This window comes from Cytobacillus kochii (assembly GCF_020171845.1).
GTDB classification, from domain to species: domain Bacteria; phylum Bacillota; class Bacilli; order Bacillales; family Cytobacillaceae; genus Cytobacillus; species Cytobacillus kochii.
Map to the genome: position 1 here is coordinate 344605 of NZ_JAIVAM010000004.1, position 15790 is coordinate 360394.

Genomic DNA, 15790 nt, shown 5'->3' on the forward strand with positions numbered 1-15790 from the left:
TATACATACCACTGTGTTAGATAAACAACAAACAGTTGTGTAAAAAATGTTTAACATCCAACATTTAAGCGTACTTTGTTGGATTTCTTTAAAAAAGTGAGGGTTTGTATGATGAACAAAAAATTGGATCGTCGGAAACAATATACTCGTATGGTGTTAAAGGAAAGTTTAATGGAATTATTAAGAGAAAAAGTAATCTCCTCCATTACCATTAAAGAATTATGTCAAAAAGCAGATATCAATCGTTCTACTTTTTATAGTCATTATCGTGATCAATTTGATTTACTCCAGCATATTGAAGATGAGATTTTGTTAGAATTACAAGTCACTTTAAAACAGTACAACCATAATGAGACAAATGAAACTTTTGCAATGACAAAGTATTTATTAGATTATGTTTATAAACGTAGTGCTGATTTTCTTGTTTTATTTAGTGACCATGGTAACAAAGCTTTTCAAACGAGAGTAATTGATACTGCACAATCAATCATTATTAATAGTTTAAAGGAAGAACAGCAGGTCATAAATCTAGATAAATCAAAATATATGATTTACTTTGTAATTAGTGGATGTATTTATGTAATTGAAAAATGGTTAATGAACGGGATGAAAGAATCTCCGGAAGAAATGACAACCATTATTACTGAAATAAGTAATCGGGTTATTCTTCATTCTAAATAGGATGCGAATATATCAACATTCTTCACATCAATATTTTATTCATCTCTACTGTATTGGAATTTAAGTTGTCTTCCCTACTCATTTGCATCATTTTACGTATCAATTAATATATTGTATTTATCGCTACTACATTATCAATTGACAAGTATTGGTTTACAGATAATGATTTTTTGCTTATGATAGGATAGACGAACAAATAAATATATCGAATGCGCTAGGGGAGCTATATTTAATGGCTGAGAAGGCAAGTGCCTGACCCTTATAACCCGATCTAGATAATACTAGCGTGGGGAAGTGCAGTTGGTCAGTGTATTCTCTTTTTTTCTGCATAACCAAACTGCATTCCATCGGGGTGCAGTTTTTTTGTTCAAAAAATGTTAAAAGGAGATTTTTATATGAATCAATTATGTGGAACAAGTAGTATCGTGGGTTGTCAGTTTACGCTTTCTGCAATGAGTGAGAGGTATGTGGACATCATCTTATTTGCCCTTAAAGAAGTGAACATGTCAAAGGTGTGGGCTGAAACTGATGATGTATCTACTTGTATCCGTGGTAAGCAAATTCATGTTTTTGATGTAGTGAGGGCAATCTTTTTACACGCAGCTAAAACGGGAGAACACATCGCTATGAGTGGTACCTTTTCGATTGGTTGTCCAGGAGATTCAGCAGCAGATGTATACATGGACGAAACTGACATTGCCTTGAACAAGGATGATACAAAAGAAATAGACCAGCTTGCAGGTTGTAAATTTGCCCTCTATCCCTTAGGGAGGGAAGATTATATGGAAAAAATTTATGAGCAAATTGATTGGTCCAAGGAGACTGAAGTAAACGTAAGCCATAGCCATTATGCCACAAGGCTTGATGGCAAGGTGAATGATATTTTTAACTTGTTACAGAACGTTTTCGATCAGACCAAGCAAGATGTATCTCATGTGACAATGACATTCACATTATCAGCTAACAGCCCTACTGGAAAAGCTAAAGAAGTGAAAGTCTCATGATAAAATCATGGCGTCTAAAAGATATTGTTCTCATGTCAGTCCTGGGTGTAGTATTTGGCTTTATTTATTTAGGTTTTTTTGGGGTCGGTAAAGTTCTTGTTGCCATCCTTACCCCGTTTGGATTTGGACCCATTGGTTATGAATTGATTTATGGCATATGGTTTATTGTATCAATAATAGCTGCTTACATTATCAGAAAGCCAGGCGTTGCTTTTACAGCAGAAACCATTGCTGCTATTACCGAAGTACTTGTCGGCTCAACATCTGGACCCACTTTAATTCTTTCAGGGATGGTGCAAGGGTTAGGGGCGGAAATCGCTTTTGCACTGACAAAATGGAAAAATTACCAACCTCGAATTCTCGTTTTCTCAGGTGTTAGCGCAGCATTTATTAGTTTTCCTTACCATTTCTTTGTATCAGGTTTTCATGCCTATGAATCCTGGCTTATTATGACAATGTTTGTTATACGTCTCTTAAGTGGAGCCATCATTGCTGGTTATTTAGGAAAAATGTTAGCGGATCAACTAGCGAAAACTGGTGTGTTAAATGGGTACCCGATTGGGAAGGAGGTAATAGCAAGGCATGAAAAATCATCAACCAATTTTTGAACTAGACTCTTTCTCATTTTCCTTTGATAAACACGATGAACCTTCTGTAAATAATGTAAGCTGTAAGTTATATGCAGAGGAAGTGACTTTATTACTTGGAGCAAGTGGTTCTGGCAAAAGTACACTTACACTATGTTTAAATGGTCTATATCCTGAGGCGATTGATGGTTTTACTTCAGGGGACCTTTTATATAAAGGGAGAAATATCTCCTCCTACCCTAAAGGAGTAATAAACCAAGAAATAGGCATTGTCTTTCAAGATCCAGAAAGTCAGTTTTGCATGGTTCGTGTAGAAGATGAATTAGCATTTGTGTTAGAAAACTTGTCTATTCCCAGATGCCAAATGAAACAAAGAATAGAACATGTGCTAGATATTGTAGGATTATCACAATATATGAAACATAACATTCACCATCTTTCAGGAGGACAAAAACAAAAGGTTGCGCTAGCTTCTATCCTTTTAATGGACCCTCAATATTTAATTTTAGATGAACCTACAGCAAATTTAGATCCGATATCTAGCCTCGAGTTTATCGAGACAATTATTAAGATTCAAAAACAACAAAGATTTGGTTTGCTTGTAATTGAACACGAAATCGATGACTGGGAACCATACGCTCATCGGTTGGTTGCGCTTAATAACAAAGGAGAATTACTTTTAGATAGTACGCCGAAGGAAGGTTTTCAAAATCATTTACATAAGTTGACGAAGAATCGTATAAGAGTACCTAAAAGGTATGAAAATAGAAAAATGCCTATTCGACCATCAAGTGAGAAAGAAAGTACAGAAGTAATCGTTAATCTTAAAGATATACAATTTAACTATAAAAATAAGCAAATCCTAAATGAGCTTTCCTTTTCAATCAAAAAAGGGGACTTTTGCGCAATAGTTGGCGAAAATGGTGCTGGTAAATCTACGTTATTACAGTTAATAGCCAAATTAATTAAGCCCGTCTCAGGCTCGATCGATTTTTTAAACACTCCATTAAGTAATTGGCATGAAAACGAATTGTATAAGAATATGGGCTATGTATTTCAAAATCCTGAGCATCAATTTATTAACCAAACTGTATACGATGAAGTGTGTTTTGGTATCAAGCTACGTGGCTATTCTAGAGTAGAAACAGAAAGAATGGCTCATCATTTATTAACCGACTTTGATCTCTTATCTGATAAGTGGAAAAACCCATTTTCATTAAGTGGTGGCCAAAAAAGAAAGCTGAGTGTAGCAACGATGTTACATTCCAAACCTGATTTACTTCTATTCGATGAACCAACATTTGGACAAGATGCCTATACGACCTCTCAATTTATGCGTATAGTCACGCACCTAAATGATAAAGGGGTAACCATCGTTTTCGTTACACATGACATGGATTTAGTTGATTCATACTGTAATAATGTCTTGGTTATGCAACAAGGAAAGATCGTTTATGATGGTACACCTAAAGCACTTTGGCGAAAAACTGAGCTTCTAGAAAAAGCCAGATTAAGGATACCTTACCGCTTACGGTTGATCAATGAAGAGATGACAATATGATACACTCATTAAATCCAACCATGAAAGCTATTACGGTTATCTTACCTGCCATTCTGTTGAGCTTTTCCTTTGATATTATTACACCAGCGATTATGTTTATTTATATCCTGATACTTACCTTTTTCTTCAGTAAACTGAACATAAAGAAATGGTTGTTTTACTTTATACCTATGTCCTTTTTTGCGCTCGGATTAGCTTGGATGACAATGCTATATACGGATGATAAGTACGCAACTGGTCCTATTGTTTTTTCGTTCTTTTCTTTTGATATCAGGATGGGTAGCATTATAGTTAGTATGAGTTTAGCACTAAGGTCATTGTGTTTTATAGGGTTATCTTTACTCTTTGCTTTTACAACTGATCCCACAAAATTTATGTTAAGTTTAATGCAGCAAGTTCGCCTTTCACCTAAGTTAACTTATGGTATTTTGGCTGGGTATCGCTTTGTTCCAACCTTCAAACACGAATTAGACTTGTTAAAGAAAGCTCATCGTATTCGGGGCCTTGGTCGTGCGAAAGGATGGAGAAATCGCGTGGAACATATGAGACAATATTTTATTCCCCTATTAGCTGGTGCCATTCGGAAGGCTGAAAGAGTCGCAATTGCAATGGAATCAAAAGGTTTTACAGGGTCAAAAGATCGAACCTATTATACTGTAATGAAAATCAAGGCCACTGATTACCTATTTATTATCATCATGCTTATCATTTTAATAATCGCCTATTACGTCTCTTATCGATTGGGCACCCTTAACATATTTGGCCATCGGATAATGCCCTAACTTTACTTCCTTCAATCTTTCTAAGTAATATTAACAACGAACAAGTTCAGTTATATGATTAAGAATTTGTTCGTTGTTGATTAACTTATTGTACTTGTTTGTAATTATTTCTTCTTAAGTCAAGCAAGATATATCTAATCAATATCATCCATTCCCCATGCTTTGAACAATGCCTTCAAGCTGTGTTCCAATTGTTCTTCACGAATACCTGCAAAGCCTAATATGATTTGCGGTTCTTTATCCTCTCTTCTAATTATGGAGTAATTAGATAATGGATAAATTTTCAAGCGCTCTCTTTTTGCGCGTGCTACGAGTTCGCTTTCATTCATTCCGTTCTTGACAATCAATACGACATGTAATCCAGAGCTTTCTCCCATAACTTCTAATTGCGGAAAGGACTTGAGTACGTTTAGAACTATTTCTACCTTTCTTCTATAAACTTTTTTCATCCGGTTTAAATGCTTTTCAAACTCTCCGTCTTTCATAAATCCACTTAAGGCATTTTGGTCTATTCTCGAAACCGTGCAATGATAAAAAGATAATTTTTCTTTATAAGATTTAACAAGGGGTTTCGGCAAAACCATATAACTAATGCGCAATGATGGAATAAAAGATTTAGAAAAAGAGCCTAAATAAATAACCTTTTCCCCTCTGTCCATACTTTGCAGAGACGGTATCGTTTTTCCGTTATAGCGAAACTCGCTGTCATAATCATCTTCAATAATGTAGCGATCATTCTTCTCTGCTGCCCAATTCAACAATTGTTGTCTTCGTTGAATCGGTAAAACGGTTCCATAAGGGAAATGGTGTGAAGGCGTCGTATACAGGATATCTATAGGCGATTTTTTTATGGCGTGGATGTCGACTCCTTGTCTATCCACTAACAGTGGATACACTTCATATCCGTAATTATGTAGTATCTTCATCATTAAATGGTAGCCTGGGTCTTCCACCCCATAGACCGTATTTTTATCAAACAGAAAAATCAGCTGTTGTAAAAGAACTTCTACACCTGCGCCAATTACTATTTGTTCTGGCTTGCAAGTTACACCACGGGAATGATATAAGTACTGCGCAATTTCTTTCCTTAAATCAAGTTCCCCTTGGTTTTCACCAAGCAGTAATGAGGACTGATGAACAGGTTCAATATGTTGTTTCACATACTTTCGCCATTTATCAAATGGAAAGTGAACTGTATCAATTTGGCTCGGGTGAAAATCATAAATGGCTGTTTGTTCCTTAGGATAAACACCCACTGTTGAACTTTCATTCTTCATTTTACTTTCGATATATTCTAAGTCTGTTAATGGTAATATAAAGTAGCCTCTGCGCGCTTGTACTTCAATATAACCTTCCGCTTCAAGCTGTTCATACGCTGTTTGAATGGTATTTTGACTTATTTTTAACAAGGTGGCTAATTTTCGTTTAGATGGAAGCTTATCTCCTTCTCGTAATCTTCCCACTGTTATTTCGCCCTTAATATAGTCATATAATTGCTCATATAAAGGCACATCACTGTCTCTTAACAACTCACAAGCTAAGTAATCCATCTAACTGCCCCCTCTAACTGATACTATAAAATTATCAAAAACTGATACTTACAATCATATCAGTTCCTTTTTATACTAATAAACAAATCTGAAAAATGCAATGGAGGAATGAAAATGAGTCAATTAGTAGGTACAGAAACAGTAAAACGCGGGATGGCACAAATGCAAAAAGGCGGTGTCATTATGGATGTCGTCAATGCTGAGCAAGCAAAGGTCGCTGAAGCAGCAGGCGCAGTTGCTGTTATGGCATTAGAGCGCGTGCCTTCAGATATTCGTGCAGCTGGAGGAGTCGCTCGCATGGCGGATCCAAGAATTGTTGAAGAAGTGATGCAGGCAGTGTCTATTCCTGTCATGGCCAAGGCTAGAATTGGACATATTGTTGAAGCACGAGTGTTAGAAGCAATGGGTGTTGATTACATAGATGAGAGTGAAGTATTAACCCCTGCGGATGAAGAGTACCATATTTTAAAAAGTGAGTTTACGGTTCCATTTGTGTGTGGATGTCGTGATTTAGGTGAAGCAGCAAGAAGAATTGGTGAAGGTGCATCCATGTTAAGAACGAAAGGTGAACCGGGTACAGGTAATATTGTTGAAGCAGTAAGGCATATGAGAAAAGTTCAAGCACAAATTCGGAAAATCACTTTGATGAATGATGATGAACTCATGACAGAAGCTAAACTCTTAGGTGCACCATATGAAATCCTTCGTGAAATTAAGAAAAGTGGTAAATTACCAATAGTAAACTTTGCTGCAGGTGGGATTGCCACGCCAGCAGACGCTGCTCTCATGATGGAACTTGGTTCTGATGGTGTCTTTGTAGGTTCGGGTATTTTCAAATCTGAAAATCCAGAAAAGTTTGCTCATAGCATTGTGCAAGCAACAACGCACTATAAGGACTACGATTTAATCGGAAAGCTTTCGCAAGAACTCGGTGCTGCAATGAAAGGATTAGATATTTCTAAATTATCCTTAGAAGAAAGAATGCAGGAGCGTGGTTGGTAATGTTAAAAATTGGCGTACTCGCCTTGCAAGGAGCCGTTTCTGAGCACATAAAACAAATCGAGTCAGCCGGGCAAGTCGCTGTAGCCGTAAAAAAAGCAAGTGAACTACCGTCACTTGATGCTTTAATTATTCCTGGTGGAGAAAGTACGGCAATAAGAAAACTAATTGATTATTATGAATTCAAAGCACCAATTCAACAGTTTTCAGCAGAAAAGAAACCGATTTTTGGTACTTGTGCGGGTTTAGTATTACTAGCTAATGAGTTAGTTGATGGTAGTGAAGCGCATTTACGGTTAATGGATATAAGTGTAAAGCGAAATGCCTTCGGTCGACAAAAGGATAGTTTTGAAACAATGTTACAAGTAAAGGGATTCACAGGCAATGTTCCAGCAGTATTTATTAGAGCCCCAATTATTACAGAAGTAACAGAGCATGTGGAAGTGTTAGCTACATATGATAACCAAATTGTAGCTGCCAAACAAGGTCATCTACTTGTTACCTCCTTCCACCCTGAATTAACAGAGGAAAATCGTTGGATGAAATTATTTATCAAGATGGTAAAACAGGCACATCAAATGTCTACCATTCATTAAATCACAAAAAGAGCCTTGCTACAGATAAGTTAAAAAGAAATGCCCGGAAAAGAGCTGTTTCCTAATAGGAATTTTTCCGGGTTCTCTATGTATTTATTTACTCTCCTTTTCCTAACCTGCAAATCTATTTCTTATCGCGAGAAGTTATATATGGCAAGATGACGAAACACACTTGCTTACTTCGGTAAAAATACGCTCCTTCTTCGAGTCCGTTTAGCTGTTTAGAAGAACAGCAGTAACCATTTTATTTATAAAGTTTCACTGCCCCCTCCAAAAACTTTACATATTTCACAATAAATGCTTTTGGTTTTAAAATCTTAACTTTATTACCAAATCCGGCCAAAAATTGATAAGCATATTGATTCTCAGGCAATTCAATTGTTGCAACGTAACTTGTTCCAGCTTCTTTCTTAACGGCATCTTTCCCATATCTATCGATAAATTGATCCCTTACAGCAACATCTATTGATAGATGTACATTAACCATTGTTTTTTCTTTATTGTGTTGTCTTTCATGTTTGTATTCCTGATTAATTCTTGCATCAAAATAACCGCCTTTTTGGATGTTTAATATCCTCGTCAACTTAAATGTTCGATAGTCTTTCCGTTCTAAGTTATAGCCAAAAAGATACCAATGCATTTCACTTAAATGTAGTCTATAAGGTTCTACCACCCTATAAGTTATGTTTCCTATTTGGTCAACATACTCAAACTTTAATAACCGATTATTATTAATTGCTTGCTCAATAAATAAAATATCTGCTTTAGATTGCCTTCTCCCAACCCAATCATAGAAAGATAGATTAAGATTTGGAGAAATATCTGTGCTGGTCATTCCTCTAATTTTTTGAATAGTCGTTTGAATTTCTTGATTTGTAATCAGTCCCTCAAAGCCTGCTAAAGCTATAAGTATATTTTCTATATCCTTGTGATTTAGTAAACGTTTATCAAATTTATACTCTTCCATTAGCGCATATCCCCCTTCAACACCATATTTCGCATAAATAGGGATTTTTGCATAACTTAATGTTTCCATATCACGTTGAATCGTTCTTCTCGTCACATGAAAAAGCTGACTAAATTCTGAAGCCGATACAACTTCCTTTTGTAACAAAATCATTACTATCGAGATAAGTCGCTCAATTTTCTTCATATTCTCCTCCGATATACGACATACATATGTCGCTTATGTACTATTATACTTCAAATATGAAAAGGAGGAATAAAATATGAAAGCAATAAATTATCTACAATTTGATGGAAAAGCAGAAGAAGCATTGGCCTTTTATGCAAAGGCATTATCAGCAACTAGCAAAAAAATAGTAAAATTTGGCGACTTCGGTCAAAATCCCAATGCCCCATTAACAAAAAAAGAACAAAATATGATTATGGAATCTCGTATGGAGTTTTCGGAGAATATTTTAATGATCTCTGATGTTCCGCCTTTTATGCAATCTGTCACAGGTGATATCACAAATGGTAATACCCTCTTAATTAGTATTATTGACGCTGATCCCGAAATAAATGAACAATATTTCGAAAGCCTTTCAGAAGGTGGTACTGTGATTATGCCGATTTCTTCTACGCCATGGTCAGCAAGTTTTGGAATGTTAGTCGATAGATTTGGGGTAATGTGGAAGTTTAATAGTGAGGCAAGTAAATTTATAGATGGTTATGTAGATTAATCTTCTATTATTGGGGATTTCTCCAACCTTTTTGGCGTAACACCCAGACTAAACAGAATAGACAAACTAGCCTCTGAGATTTCCTATATTATTTGGAAATTTCGGGGCTTGTTTTATTTCTATGATTAGATATTTAATAAGAAATATTGATATAAAAGAAAATTGGTAATCTCTTTTAAAAAATTCCGATAAATATTTTTCTTTTTCTCCTCTTCTTTAATCAAAACAATCCCCTCATTTCGTTAGTTTGCTTTAAGACAGTGTCATAGTGTCTTATAGAGATAGAGAAGAGTATGTTTAAACAGATTCATTGATGGCCAAACTTTTAGTAAAAGAGATTTGGGGAGGAAAAGCTGAATGAAATTGACCAAAAAAGAAGCGGAATGACCGCCACTTTAAGGTAGTTTTTCCCTTTAATGAAACCTTTCCTACAATTGTTTCGTAATAATTATAAAAGGCTTGTTACTGTTAAAACGTAGATTTCTCAATGGCTTTGCGGAAAATGAGTAAACAATCAGGGCGGTTTCCAAAAAGGAGGGGTACTGAATGGCTTATATTGGAGTAGCATTTGCTTTAGCCGTAGCTATTTGGATAGGTTGGAAAGAAGACAAAAAGAGAAAAGATTGAATAATAATGATAAACAAATGGGGGCTTGGCAATTAATAGAAGTTTTTCATTTGTATTTAGTGAAAATCACCCCAAACGACTGTTAGTTGATTAACCACCTTAAGGTGGCTTTTTTTTAAGAAAAAAGGCAGTAAATGGGGGAGGTTGACCAAGGTTTTATTTATGTTTTCATTCGTTGTTTAAAAAGAACGAATCGTGCTTTTTCACTGTTTCTTAATATGTATAATATACTAGGCCAACAAAAGTGCAAAGAAAAAGCCAGATTCCACATGGGTTCTGGTTTTTGTAACTGCCAATATTGTGACGTTATGTCTACTAGATTGTATAGGTGCTGTATATTTATTTGTCAAGAAATACTCTTGTTTTATTAGAATCAGATGCTATGTAAAATGTAATAAAATATAATCGATAAACATAATAAAATAATAAGGATAATTTGAATGCAACCTCCAATTATACTAAGGATTCTACCCCTTGATGCCCATTTAGTTTCTTCAATGTATTCCCTGTCTTTCATTACCTTTGAAGAAGTCAAAATCCCGAATACTCCAACTATAATCCCGATATATGGTAATAATATAGACGTTACTCCTAATATCATGGGTAAACGACTTTGTTTAAATGTAGAATCCAAAAATAGTTCCTCCTATAGAATAATAATTTTATTCATTTTATTCCACTCTAATTGGATTAATACGAGTTTATTATAAAAAGTAACCATCCAATTAAGATTACTAGAGGAGAAAAAATCATATGATTTGGATTTTAGAAGTCGTAGCAACAATATTGGATGGTCTTTTATCAATAAGGGATTTTTTGAAAAATAACAAAAAAAAGTAGAAACTTAATCAATTTTATTGAGCTTTCACATTAAACACCATTGCCCAGGTTATGCTCAGGATGGTACCGTTTCCTTTATTATTCTTTTCAAGTCTACTTGCCACCAATTTTCCGTAGTTACTTACTACACTTGCAACAAAATCAAGTACAGGTATTTTTAAGATTCTCAAAATAGTTGAACTAGATTTTACATCTTTATCAAACTCCCTTAATTGATCTATTGCATTTACAGTATCCCTATTATTTAAATATCGTGTATATCCCCCACCAGTGTTTAACAGTTTTTGTTACTCCTTGTACTTCTACATTTTGAATTATTGTTTATCCGATAAAATAGTTATAATTCCTTGTTCAGCTTCTTGATTCAATTCATTTAAGCGTACTTCTGAATTATCTAAGTTATATTATTGTAATTAAATGGATTTTTTAAGCTCATATAAAAAAAGAGCATGTACTAAGATAGTTTTTTGCTTTAGAGTTGCTGTTCTGTTCGCTTTACTTCTCTTTTATCTTCTTCTTCTAACGCTTTCCCCTTTTTTGAATCAATAATTTTTTGAATCAATAAAATGATAATAGTGAAGATAATTATACAAAATACAATACCGATGTTCGAAAATGAGATACCGTCTAATCTATTATCCAATCATAAAATATAAGCAGAAAATAAAATAATGAAGGTGCCTATTAAATGAAAGAACTCGTTGCTTTTGAATTTTCTATACGAATATCATATAGAAATGAGATCCATTCATAAAGGAATAACCATAAAAAAATACATACGGAACTTTTGAACTTGATATGGGTTAGCGACTACCTATTAAAAGTCTCTGAAATCATTATTTCAATTAGTAGCAAAAACCAGCTAATCCCTAGACAGTACATTAGCTGGTTTTTGTTATAAATACATAGATGTAAAAAGAGCACACTCCTTCCTCCGAAAAAGCGCCTTATTCTCTAATAAGAACTAAATTTATCAATTGTTATTTTTAATTAAAATTTGATTGCGAATATGGTGTTCCATATGCGAAAGATAATCTTGAATAAGCCACTCGAGTGTCTTATGTTGATTATTGCCTATGTCACAAAGTTTAGATAGGCTTTCGCTAGGAACATTTTTAACAATAGTGAGAATTTGCTTATTTAATGTCTGAAAAAGGTTTACTATTTCACCCAGCGGTCTATCTTGATAATTCTGAACCTTTACCCAATGATCTTGATTATATGATTGAATAACATACATTTGTTCTTCATACTGAATTTTTATAAACCTTTCAATATTATTTATCGCAGAGTCACATAAATGTCCTAAAATTTCTTTTTTAGACCATTTATTTGGTAATGGTCGATTAGAAATTTCTAATTCTGACATAGAATTGTACTCATCTGGCAATGTTTTTATCCAATGATTGATCCCCTCAACTACCTTTTGCATATTTCTCTTCCCCCTAAAATTTTTATAAGACAAATATTCAACTGTACTGGAGGTCTATCCTTTTGAAGTTACCCGTATATAATATCCATCTGGGTCAATGACTCTAAAATCAGTTGCCCCCCAACTTTGGTGTTTAATAGGAGATTCTATGACTTTTGGTGCGACTTTTGTGATTTGCTCGTAATGATCATTGACGTCATCCACACTTAGAATCAACTCAACGCCCACTCCCTTATTTGCTAAATTCCTTTTTCTGAAGTAATGGTCCCCGTCTAGAATGGATTCTCCTGTGAGTAAGAGAAAAGTATCCTCATTCTTAAACAAGGCACTATTCTCCCCTTGTTTCATAAGGCTACATCCTAATATTTCTTGATAAAAATGAATCGACTGGTGCATGTCTATTACAAATAATTCAATTTTGAAAGCCATCAACTACCTCCTTTATTTACTAGCAATGGTTGAATCAGTCTTATGACATCTTGATAAAACGAAGGCGGATGCGGAACAAAGTGTGCTTGAGTGATATTAGTGTTCAGCTCATCACTTTGCCTAGGATCTAAGATAGATCGGTCTATAATAGGAATCGTATCTTGTTCCCCCACCCATAATCGGCAAAAATCAGTCCATTTCACTTTAACCAAGCCGGCTACTTCTTCTTCTTGAAGAGAAAATTGATCCCAGTTGAATAATCCACGATATAAAAAAACATGTGCATGCTCTCTATCTTTCATCTTTTCGGTTTCTATGGCATAGCGAAGCATACCAATTGAGGAAAGTTGTTTTATAGAGACATTGATGCCTAGCTCTTCCTCTACTTCCCTAACTCCATCTTCAATGGTTTCATCCGCTAATAAATGCCCTGCAGCAGTAATATCTAGCAAATTAGGATAATCTTTCTTTTGCGCACTTCTGATCTGTAAAATGAGGTAGTCTGTTTCTCCTTCCTGACTTAGTAGCCAACAATGAAAGACTTCATGCCAATAGCCATTGTCGTGCGCGTCGTCTCTTGTTGCTATACCAATTTCGTTATATTGTTCATCAAAGATTTTCAAGAATTCTTTAGTCATGTATGCCGTCCTTTCCTACAACCAATCTTCTAGTACACTCCAAGTAATAGTGGGTTTGCCGTTGTCTGATTTCATTGTGCCGGTATAGATTAATTCATTTTCCAGGTGTTCATTATAATGACTGGCAATGGCCCTCGACGTTTCAGAAACGTTTTCCTTTTCCAAATTTTTCATCCTGATCCAGCACAATTCTCCCTCCTCACCAGAAATAATTGGTCCATTCTCCTTTAAGCTTGCAAAGAAGACATATTGAACCCTTATCTCATTTTCATCTGCTTTTAATCTATGGACAATATACCTTAACTGTAGTTTTTCTAAAATAAGTCCAGTCTCTTCCTGCACTTCTCTTATAATCGCTCGTTCTGGGTCATTTAGCTCATCTGGCTCCATATGACCACCGATTGGAACGAGTTTCCCTGGAAGAAATGCGTGCGTGGAAGGTTTTTGTAATAGTAAAACTTCACCATATCGATTGGTTAAAAACGCAACGGCCATTTGCCTTAACCTCACTCAGTAATCACTTCACTTCCCAATTGACTTTTATTCTCCCTTTTAAATCTGAACCGGTTACGAAAACACGATATTCACCTGTTGTATCTGCTGTAAAATAGATTCGAAAATTGTTCACGTCTTGATCGATTGCCTCTATCATCTGATAAGACACATCTTGATTTTTTTCGTCTAAAATATAATAACCATAGCCACCCTCATTTTCAGGTAAAAATTGAATGGTTATGTAGACTATCTCACCACGGGCAAGTGAAATAGGAATAGGTTGGATACCATTAAAATGAGTAAATTGAGCAGAAAATGAGTTTTCTGACCTTTGATCATGCCAGTCTTTCTTCTCTGTATAGTCTATGTTGGATAATACAACTAACATGGGAAGAAGTAGAACAATTCCCCATAGCTTTTTATGATAGTGTTTCACGATTTTATAGCAAAAGAAAAAGATAACAGCTATAAATGCAGCGAATATACCTGCAAAAAAGGTAAAAAAGCTGATTCCCGTAAGAGGAAAGAAAGCTATAAAGCCAGCGACTGTATAAATTATGGCCTGAGCTGATATGGATAAAGATAATTTAATCGAAAACCCGTCAATGACCACAGCAGCAAGTAGAGCATAAATGATGCAGTAAAGATAAACCCATGACTGATATGACTGCTTCCATGCATATAAATCAAAACCAACACTACTTAGAAGGAAAACATTTAGTAGAATAAGTATGCAAGTGAGTGTAGTTAATAGATTCATTATATATGATAGAATGGATTGGTTTTTATCCGTGTTCATATGAACAACTCCTATGAAGCAAAAGATTTTATTGAAAGATCTGTAATTTCTGCTGATTATTAATGGCAATAATGCCTATCCATTGTTGTTTAGCTACAGCAAAATTCAACTGATCGTCTCCCCAATCCCAAGAAGGGTTCCATACCCCCTCCGTTGTAATTGTTTTATGTAAGTAAACAATATTTTCTTCTACAAGATTGCGATATTGATGATATAGAAGTTCCTCTTGATTATGAATTAAATCTAGTGGTAGTGCGCCATAACTTTTCCCCCATGTATCTGGTAATTTGTTCATCGCTCGCTCTGCTAGTTGATGGATTTTAGCAAGCACTTTTTTGGAATCACCCATTTTGTCCTGTAATAAGTTAGCTGCCTTCTGATAATTATTAATCTCATGAAATCCCATGTCTTCCGCTTGCTGCAGATAGGTGAAGGCTTTTTCAATTACTTGCCATCCCAACTTATTTGCTTCACTCTCCTCGTTCGACCAATGTATCAAATAGGCAGCTAATTCAACTGATGGATTATACATCCACGTAGATTGAACATCTTTTGTATAGTGCCAATGAGGGGCATGGGGATAAAGGTTATGTTCTGGTGTTACTGTGAGCCAAAGTTCCGCTTCTCTATTATAAGAAAGTAATAAATAGTTGACGAGATTCCTTACTATCTTTTCATCCTTAGTCGCATTCACTTCTATTAATTGTTGGCACGCTGACCATGTAGCAATAGCCGAAGAATCTGGCAGCCAGAAATCGGGTTCCAATCCATTACCGAAACCTCCATCTTCGTTTTGGTAGGACGCTAAATACTGAATGACCCTTTCTCGTGACCCTCCATCAAATAGGTATTCCCATCGTGCCAATTCAAGTGGTCGAGCATTACGCTGCATCCAAATCTTCGTTTTTTTATTCATCCTGTCTCCTCCTTAATCATAGCGTCTTGAATAGAGCTCGTTAGTCAAGATTAGAAAACTGACCACGGCTACTGGCATATCTTGATGAGAGCTGTTTAAACTTTGTTCACCGTTTTCTATTGCCTCTTTTCCTTCTGCCATTGTTTCATCTAAGGAACTAGATGAAGAA

General features: G+C 35.3%; 16 protein-coding genes and 1 riboswitch. Of the genes, 8 read left to right on the plus strand and 8 right to left on the minus strand.

The window, feature by feature from the left end; all coding sequences use genetic code 11:
• The first annotated feature begins 111 nt into the window (after nucleotides 1–111).
• The 5 genes from LCM23_RS08150 to LCM23_RS08170 all read left to right on the plus strand — a co-directional run bounded on the left by LCM23_RS08150 (nucleotide 112) and on the right by LCM23_RS08170 (nucleotide 4615).
• Nucleotides 112–681, plus strand: coding sequence for a TetR/AcrR family transcriptional regulator (locus LCM23_RS08150; RefSeq protein WP_095373690.1), 570 nt, complete (start codon nucleotides 112–114; stop codon nucleotides 679–681).
• 206 nt (nucleotides 682–887) lie between these two features.
• Nucleotides 888–991, plus strand: a riboswitch (TPP riboswitch).
• An 85-nt stretch (nucleotides 992–1076) separates the two neighbouring features.
• The gene (locus LCM23_RS08155; protein WP_224936489.1) at nucleotides 1077–1685 is read left to right on the plus strand and encodes a Ykof family thiamine-binding protein; all 609 of its coding nucleotides are present in this window, start codon (nucleotides 1077–1079) and stop codon (nucleotides 1683–1685) included.
• On the plus strand, nucleotides 1682–2293 hold the full coding sequence (locus LCM23_RS08160; protein WP_224936490.1) for an ECF transporter S component: 612 nt from the start codon (nucleotides 1682–1684) through the stop codon (nucleotides 2291–2293). Before LCM23_RS08155 ends, LCM23_RS08160 begins: the two co-directional genes overlap by 4 nt.
• Nucleotides 2268–3833, plus strand: a complete 1566-nt coding sequence (locus tag LCM23_RS08165) for an ABC transporter ATP-binding protein (RefSeq protein WP_224936491.1) — start codon at nucleotides 2268–2270, stop codon at nucleotides 3831–3833. The genes LCM23_RS08160 and LCM23_RS08165 overlap by 26 nt, the downstream gene beginning before the upstream one ends.
• Nucleotides 3830–4615 carry an energy-coupling factor transporter transmembrane component T family protein gene (locus LCM23_RS08170; protein WP_224936492.1) on the plus strand — a complete coding sequence of 262 codons (786 nt, stop codon included), beginning with the start codon at nucleotides 3830–3832 and terminating at the stop codon, nucleotides 4613–4615. Before LCM23_RS08165 ends, LCM23_RS08170 begins: the two co-directional genes overlap by 4 nt.
• A gap of 134 nt (nucleotides 4616–4749) precedes the next feature.
• Here the strand turns inward: LCM23_RS08170 and pdxR are convergent, their stop codons facing one another.
• A complete protein-coding gene (gene pdxR / locus LCM23_RS08175) occupies nucleotides 4750–6165 on the minus strand; it encodes a MocR-like pyridoxine biosynthesis transcription factor PdxR (protein WP_224936493.1) in 1416 nt (471 codons plus the stop codon).
• A gap of 114 nt (nucleotides 6166–6279) precedes the next feature.
• On the opposite strand from pdxR, the gene pdxS reads away from it, so the two are divergent.
• Nucleotides 6280–7167 carry a pyridoxal 5'-phosphate synthase lyase subunit PdxS gene (gene pdxS / locus LCM23_RS08180; protein ID WP_224936494.1) on the plus strand — a complete coding sequence of 296 codons (888 nt, stop codon included), beginning with the start codon at nucleotides 6280–6282 and terminating at the stop codon, nucleotides 7165–7167.
• Nucleotides 7167–7760, plus strand: a complete 594-nt coding sequence (pdxT, locus tag LCM23_RS08185) for a pyridoxal 5'-phosphate synthase glutaminase subunit PdxT (protein ID WP_224936495.1) — start codon at nucleotides 7167–7169, stop codon at nucleotides 7758–7760. Before pdxS ends, pdxT begins: the two co-directional genes overlap by 1 nt.
• A gap of 244 nt (nucleotides 7761–8004) precedes the next feature.
• On the opposite strand, the gene LCM23_RS08190 is transcribed toward pdxT, so the two are convergent.
• Nucleotides 8005–8913, minus strand: a complete 909-nt coding sequence (locus tag LCM23_RS08190) for a helix-turn-helix transcriptional regulator (protein ID WP_224936496.1) — start codon at nucleotides 8911–8913, stop codon at nucleotides 8005–8007.
• A gap of 76 nt (nucleotides 8914–8989) precedes the next feature.
• Between LCM23_RS08190 and LCM23_RS08195 the strand changes: the two genes are divergently transcribed.
• Nucleotides 8990–9445, plus strand: coding sequence for a VOC family protein (locus LCM23_RS08195; protein WP_224936497.1), 456 nt, complete (start codon nucleotides 8990–8992; stop codon nucleotides 9443–9445).
• Nucleotides 9446–11885: 2440 nt separating this feature from the next.
• Here LCM23_RS08195 and LCM23_RS08200 read toward each other — a convergent pair.
• Genes LCM23_RS08200 through LCM23_RS08225 form a run of 6 tightly spaced genes read right to left on the minus strand, consistent with a single transcriptional unit; the run spans nucleotide 11886 to nucleotide 15621 of the window.
• Nucleotides 11886–12344, minus strand: coding sequence for a DinB family protein (locus LCM23_RS08200; protein ID WP_224936498.1), 459 nt, complete (start codon nucleotides 12342–12344; stop codon nucleotides 11886–11888).
• A gap of 54 nt (nucleotides 12345–12398) precedes the next feature.
• Nucleotides 12399–12773 carry a VOC family protein gene (locus tag LCM23_RS08205; protein WP_224936499.1) on the minus strand — a complete coding sequence of 125 codons (375 nt, stop codon included), beginning with the start codon at nucleotides 12771–12773 and terminating at the stop codon, nucleotides 12399–12401.
• Complete coding sequence (locus LCM23_RS08210) at nucleotides 12773–13411, minus strand: NUDIX hydrolase (protein ID WP_224936500.1); 639 nt, start codon at nucleotides 13409–13411, stop codon at nucleotides 12773–12775. The genes LCM23_RS08205 and LCM23_RS08210 overlap by 1 nt, the downstream gene beginning before the upstream one ends.
• Before the next feature lie 15 nt (nucleotides 13412–13426).
• A complete protein-coding gene (locus tag LCM23_RS08215) occupies nucleotides 13427–13906 on the minus strand; it encodes an NUDIX domain-containing protein (RefSeq protein WP_224936501.1) in 480 nt (159 codons plus the stop codon).
• Nucleotides 13907–13928: 22 nt separating this feature from the next.
• Nucleotides 13929–14705 carry a hypothetical protein gene (locus tag LCM23_RS08220; protein ID WP_224936502.1) on the minus strand — a complete coding sequence of 259 codons (777 nt, stop codon included), beginning with the start codon at nucleotides 14703–14705 and terminating at the stop codon, nucleotides 13929–13931.
• Between the two features lie 28 nt (nucleotides 14706–14733).
• Nucleotides 14734–15621 (minus strand): prenyltransferase/squalene oxidase repeat-containing protein, encoded by an 888-nt coding sequence (locus LCM23_RS08225; protein WP_224936503.1) that lies wholly within the window; start codon nucleotides 15619–15621, stop codon nucleotides 14734–14736.
• Nucleotides 15622–15790 lie beyond the last annotated feature (169 nt).

Bases quoted from the DNA above. Each gene is read 5' to 3' on its own strand.
- LCM23_RS08150 (WP_095373690.1), top strand. From the start codon at position 112: ATGAACAAAAAATTGGATCGTCGGAAACAATATACTCGTATGGTGTTA.
- LCM23_RS08155 (WP_224936489.1), top strand. From the start codon at position 1,077: ATGAATCAATTATGTGGAACAAGTAGTATCGTGGGTTGTCAGTTTACG.
- LCM23_RS08160 (WP_224936490.1), top strand. From the start codon at position 1,682: ATGATAAAATCATGGCGTCTAAAAGATATTGTTCTCATGTCAGTCCTG.
- LCM23_RS08165 (WP_224936491.1), top strand. From the start codon at position 2,268: ATGAAAAATCATCAACCAATTTTTGAACTAGACTCTTTCTCATTTTCC.
- LCM23_RS08170 (WP_224936492.1), top strand. From the start codon at position 3,830: ATGATACACTCATTAAATCCAACCATGAAAGCTATTACGGTTATCTTA.
- pdxR (WP_224936493.1), bottom strand. From the start codon at position 6,165: ATGGATTACTTAGCTTGTGAGTTGTTAAGAGACAGTGATGTGCCTTTA.
- pdxS (WP_224936494.1), top strand. From the start codon at position 6,280: ATGAGTCAATTAGTAGGTACAGAAACAGTAAAACGCGGGATGGCACAA.
- pdxT (WP_224936495.1), top strand. From the start codon at position 7,167: ATGTTAAAAATTGGCGTACTCGCCTTGCAAGGAGCCGTTTCTGAGCAC.
- LCM23_RS08190 (WP_224936496.1), bottom strand. From the start codon at position 8,913: ATGAAGAAAATTGAGCGACTTATCTCGATAGTAATGATTTTGTTACAA.
- LCM23_RS08195 (WP_224936497.1), top strand. From the start codon at position 8,990: ATGAAAGCAATAAATTATCTACAATTTGATGGAAAAGCAGAAGAAGCA.
- LCM23_RS08200 (WP_224936498.1), bottom strand. From the start codon at position 12,344: ATGCAAAAGGTAGTTGAGGGGATCAATCATTGGATAAAAACATTGCCA.
- LCM23_RS08205 (WP_224936499.1), bottom strand. From the start codon at position 12,773: ATGGCTTTCAAAATTGAATTATTTGTAATAGACATGCACCAGTCGATT.
- LCM23_RS08210 (WP_224936500.1), bottom strand. From the start codon at position 13,411: ATGACTAAAGAATTCTTGAAAATCTTTGATGAACAATATAACGAAATT.
- LCM23_RS08215 (WP_224936501.1), bottom strand. From the start codon at position 13,906: ATGGCCGTTGCGTTTTTAACCAATCGATATGGTGAAGTTTTACTATTA.
- LCM23_RS08220 (WP_224936502.1), bottom strand. From the start codon at position 14,705: ATGAACACGGATAAAAACCAATCCATTCTATCATATATAATGAATCTA.
- LCM23_RS08225 (WP_224936503.1), bottom strand. From the start codon at position 15,621: ATGAATAAAAAAACGAAGATTTGGATGCAGCGTAATGCTCGACCACTT.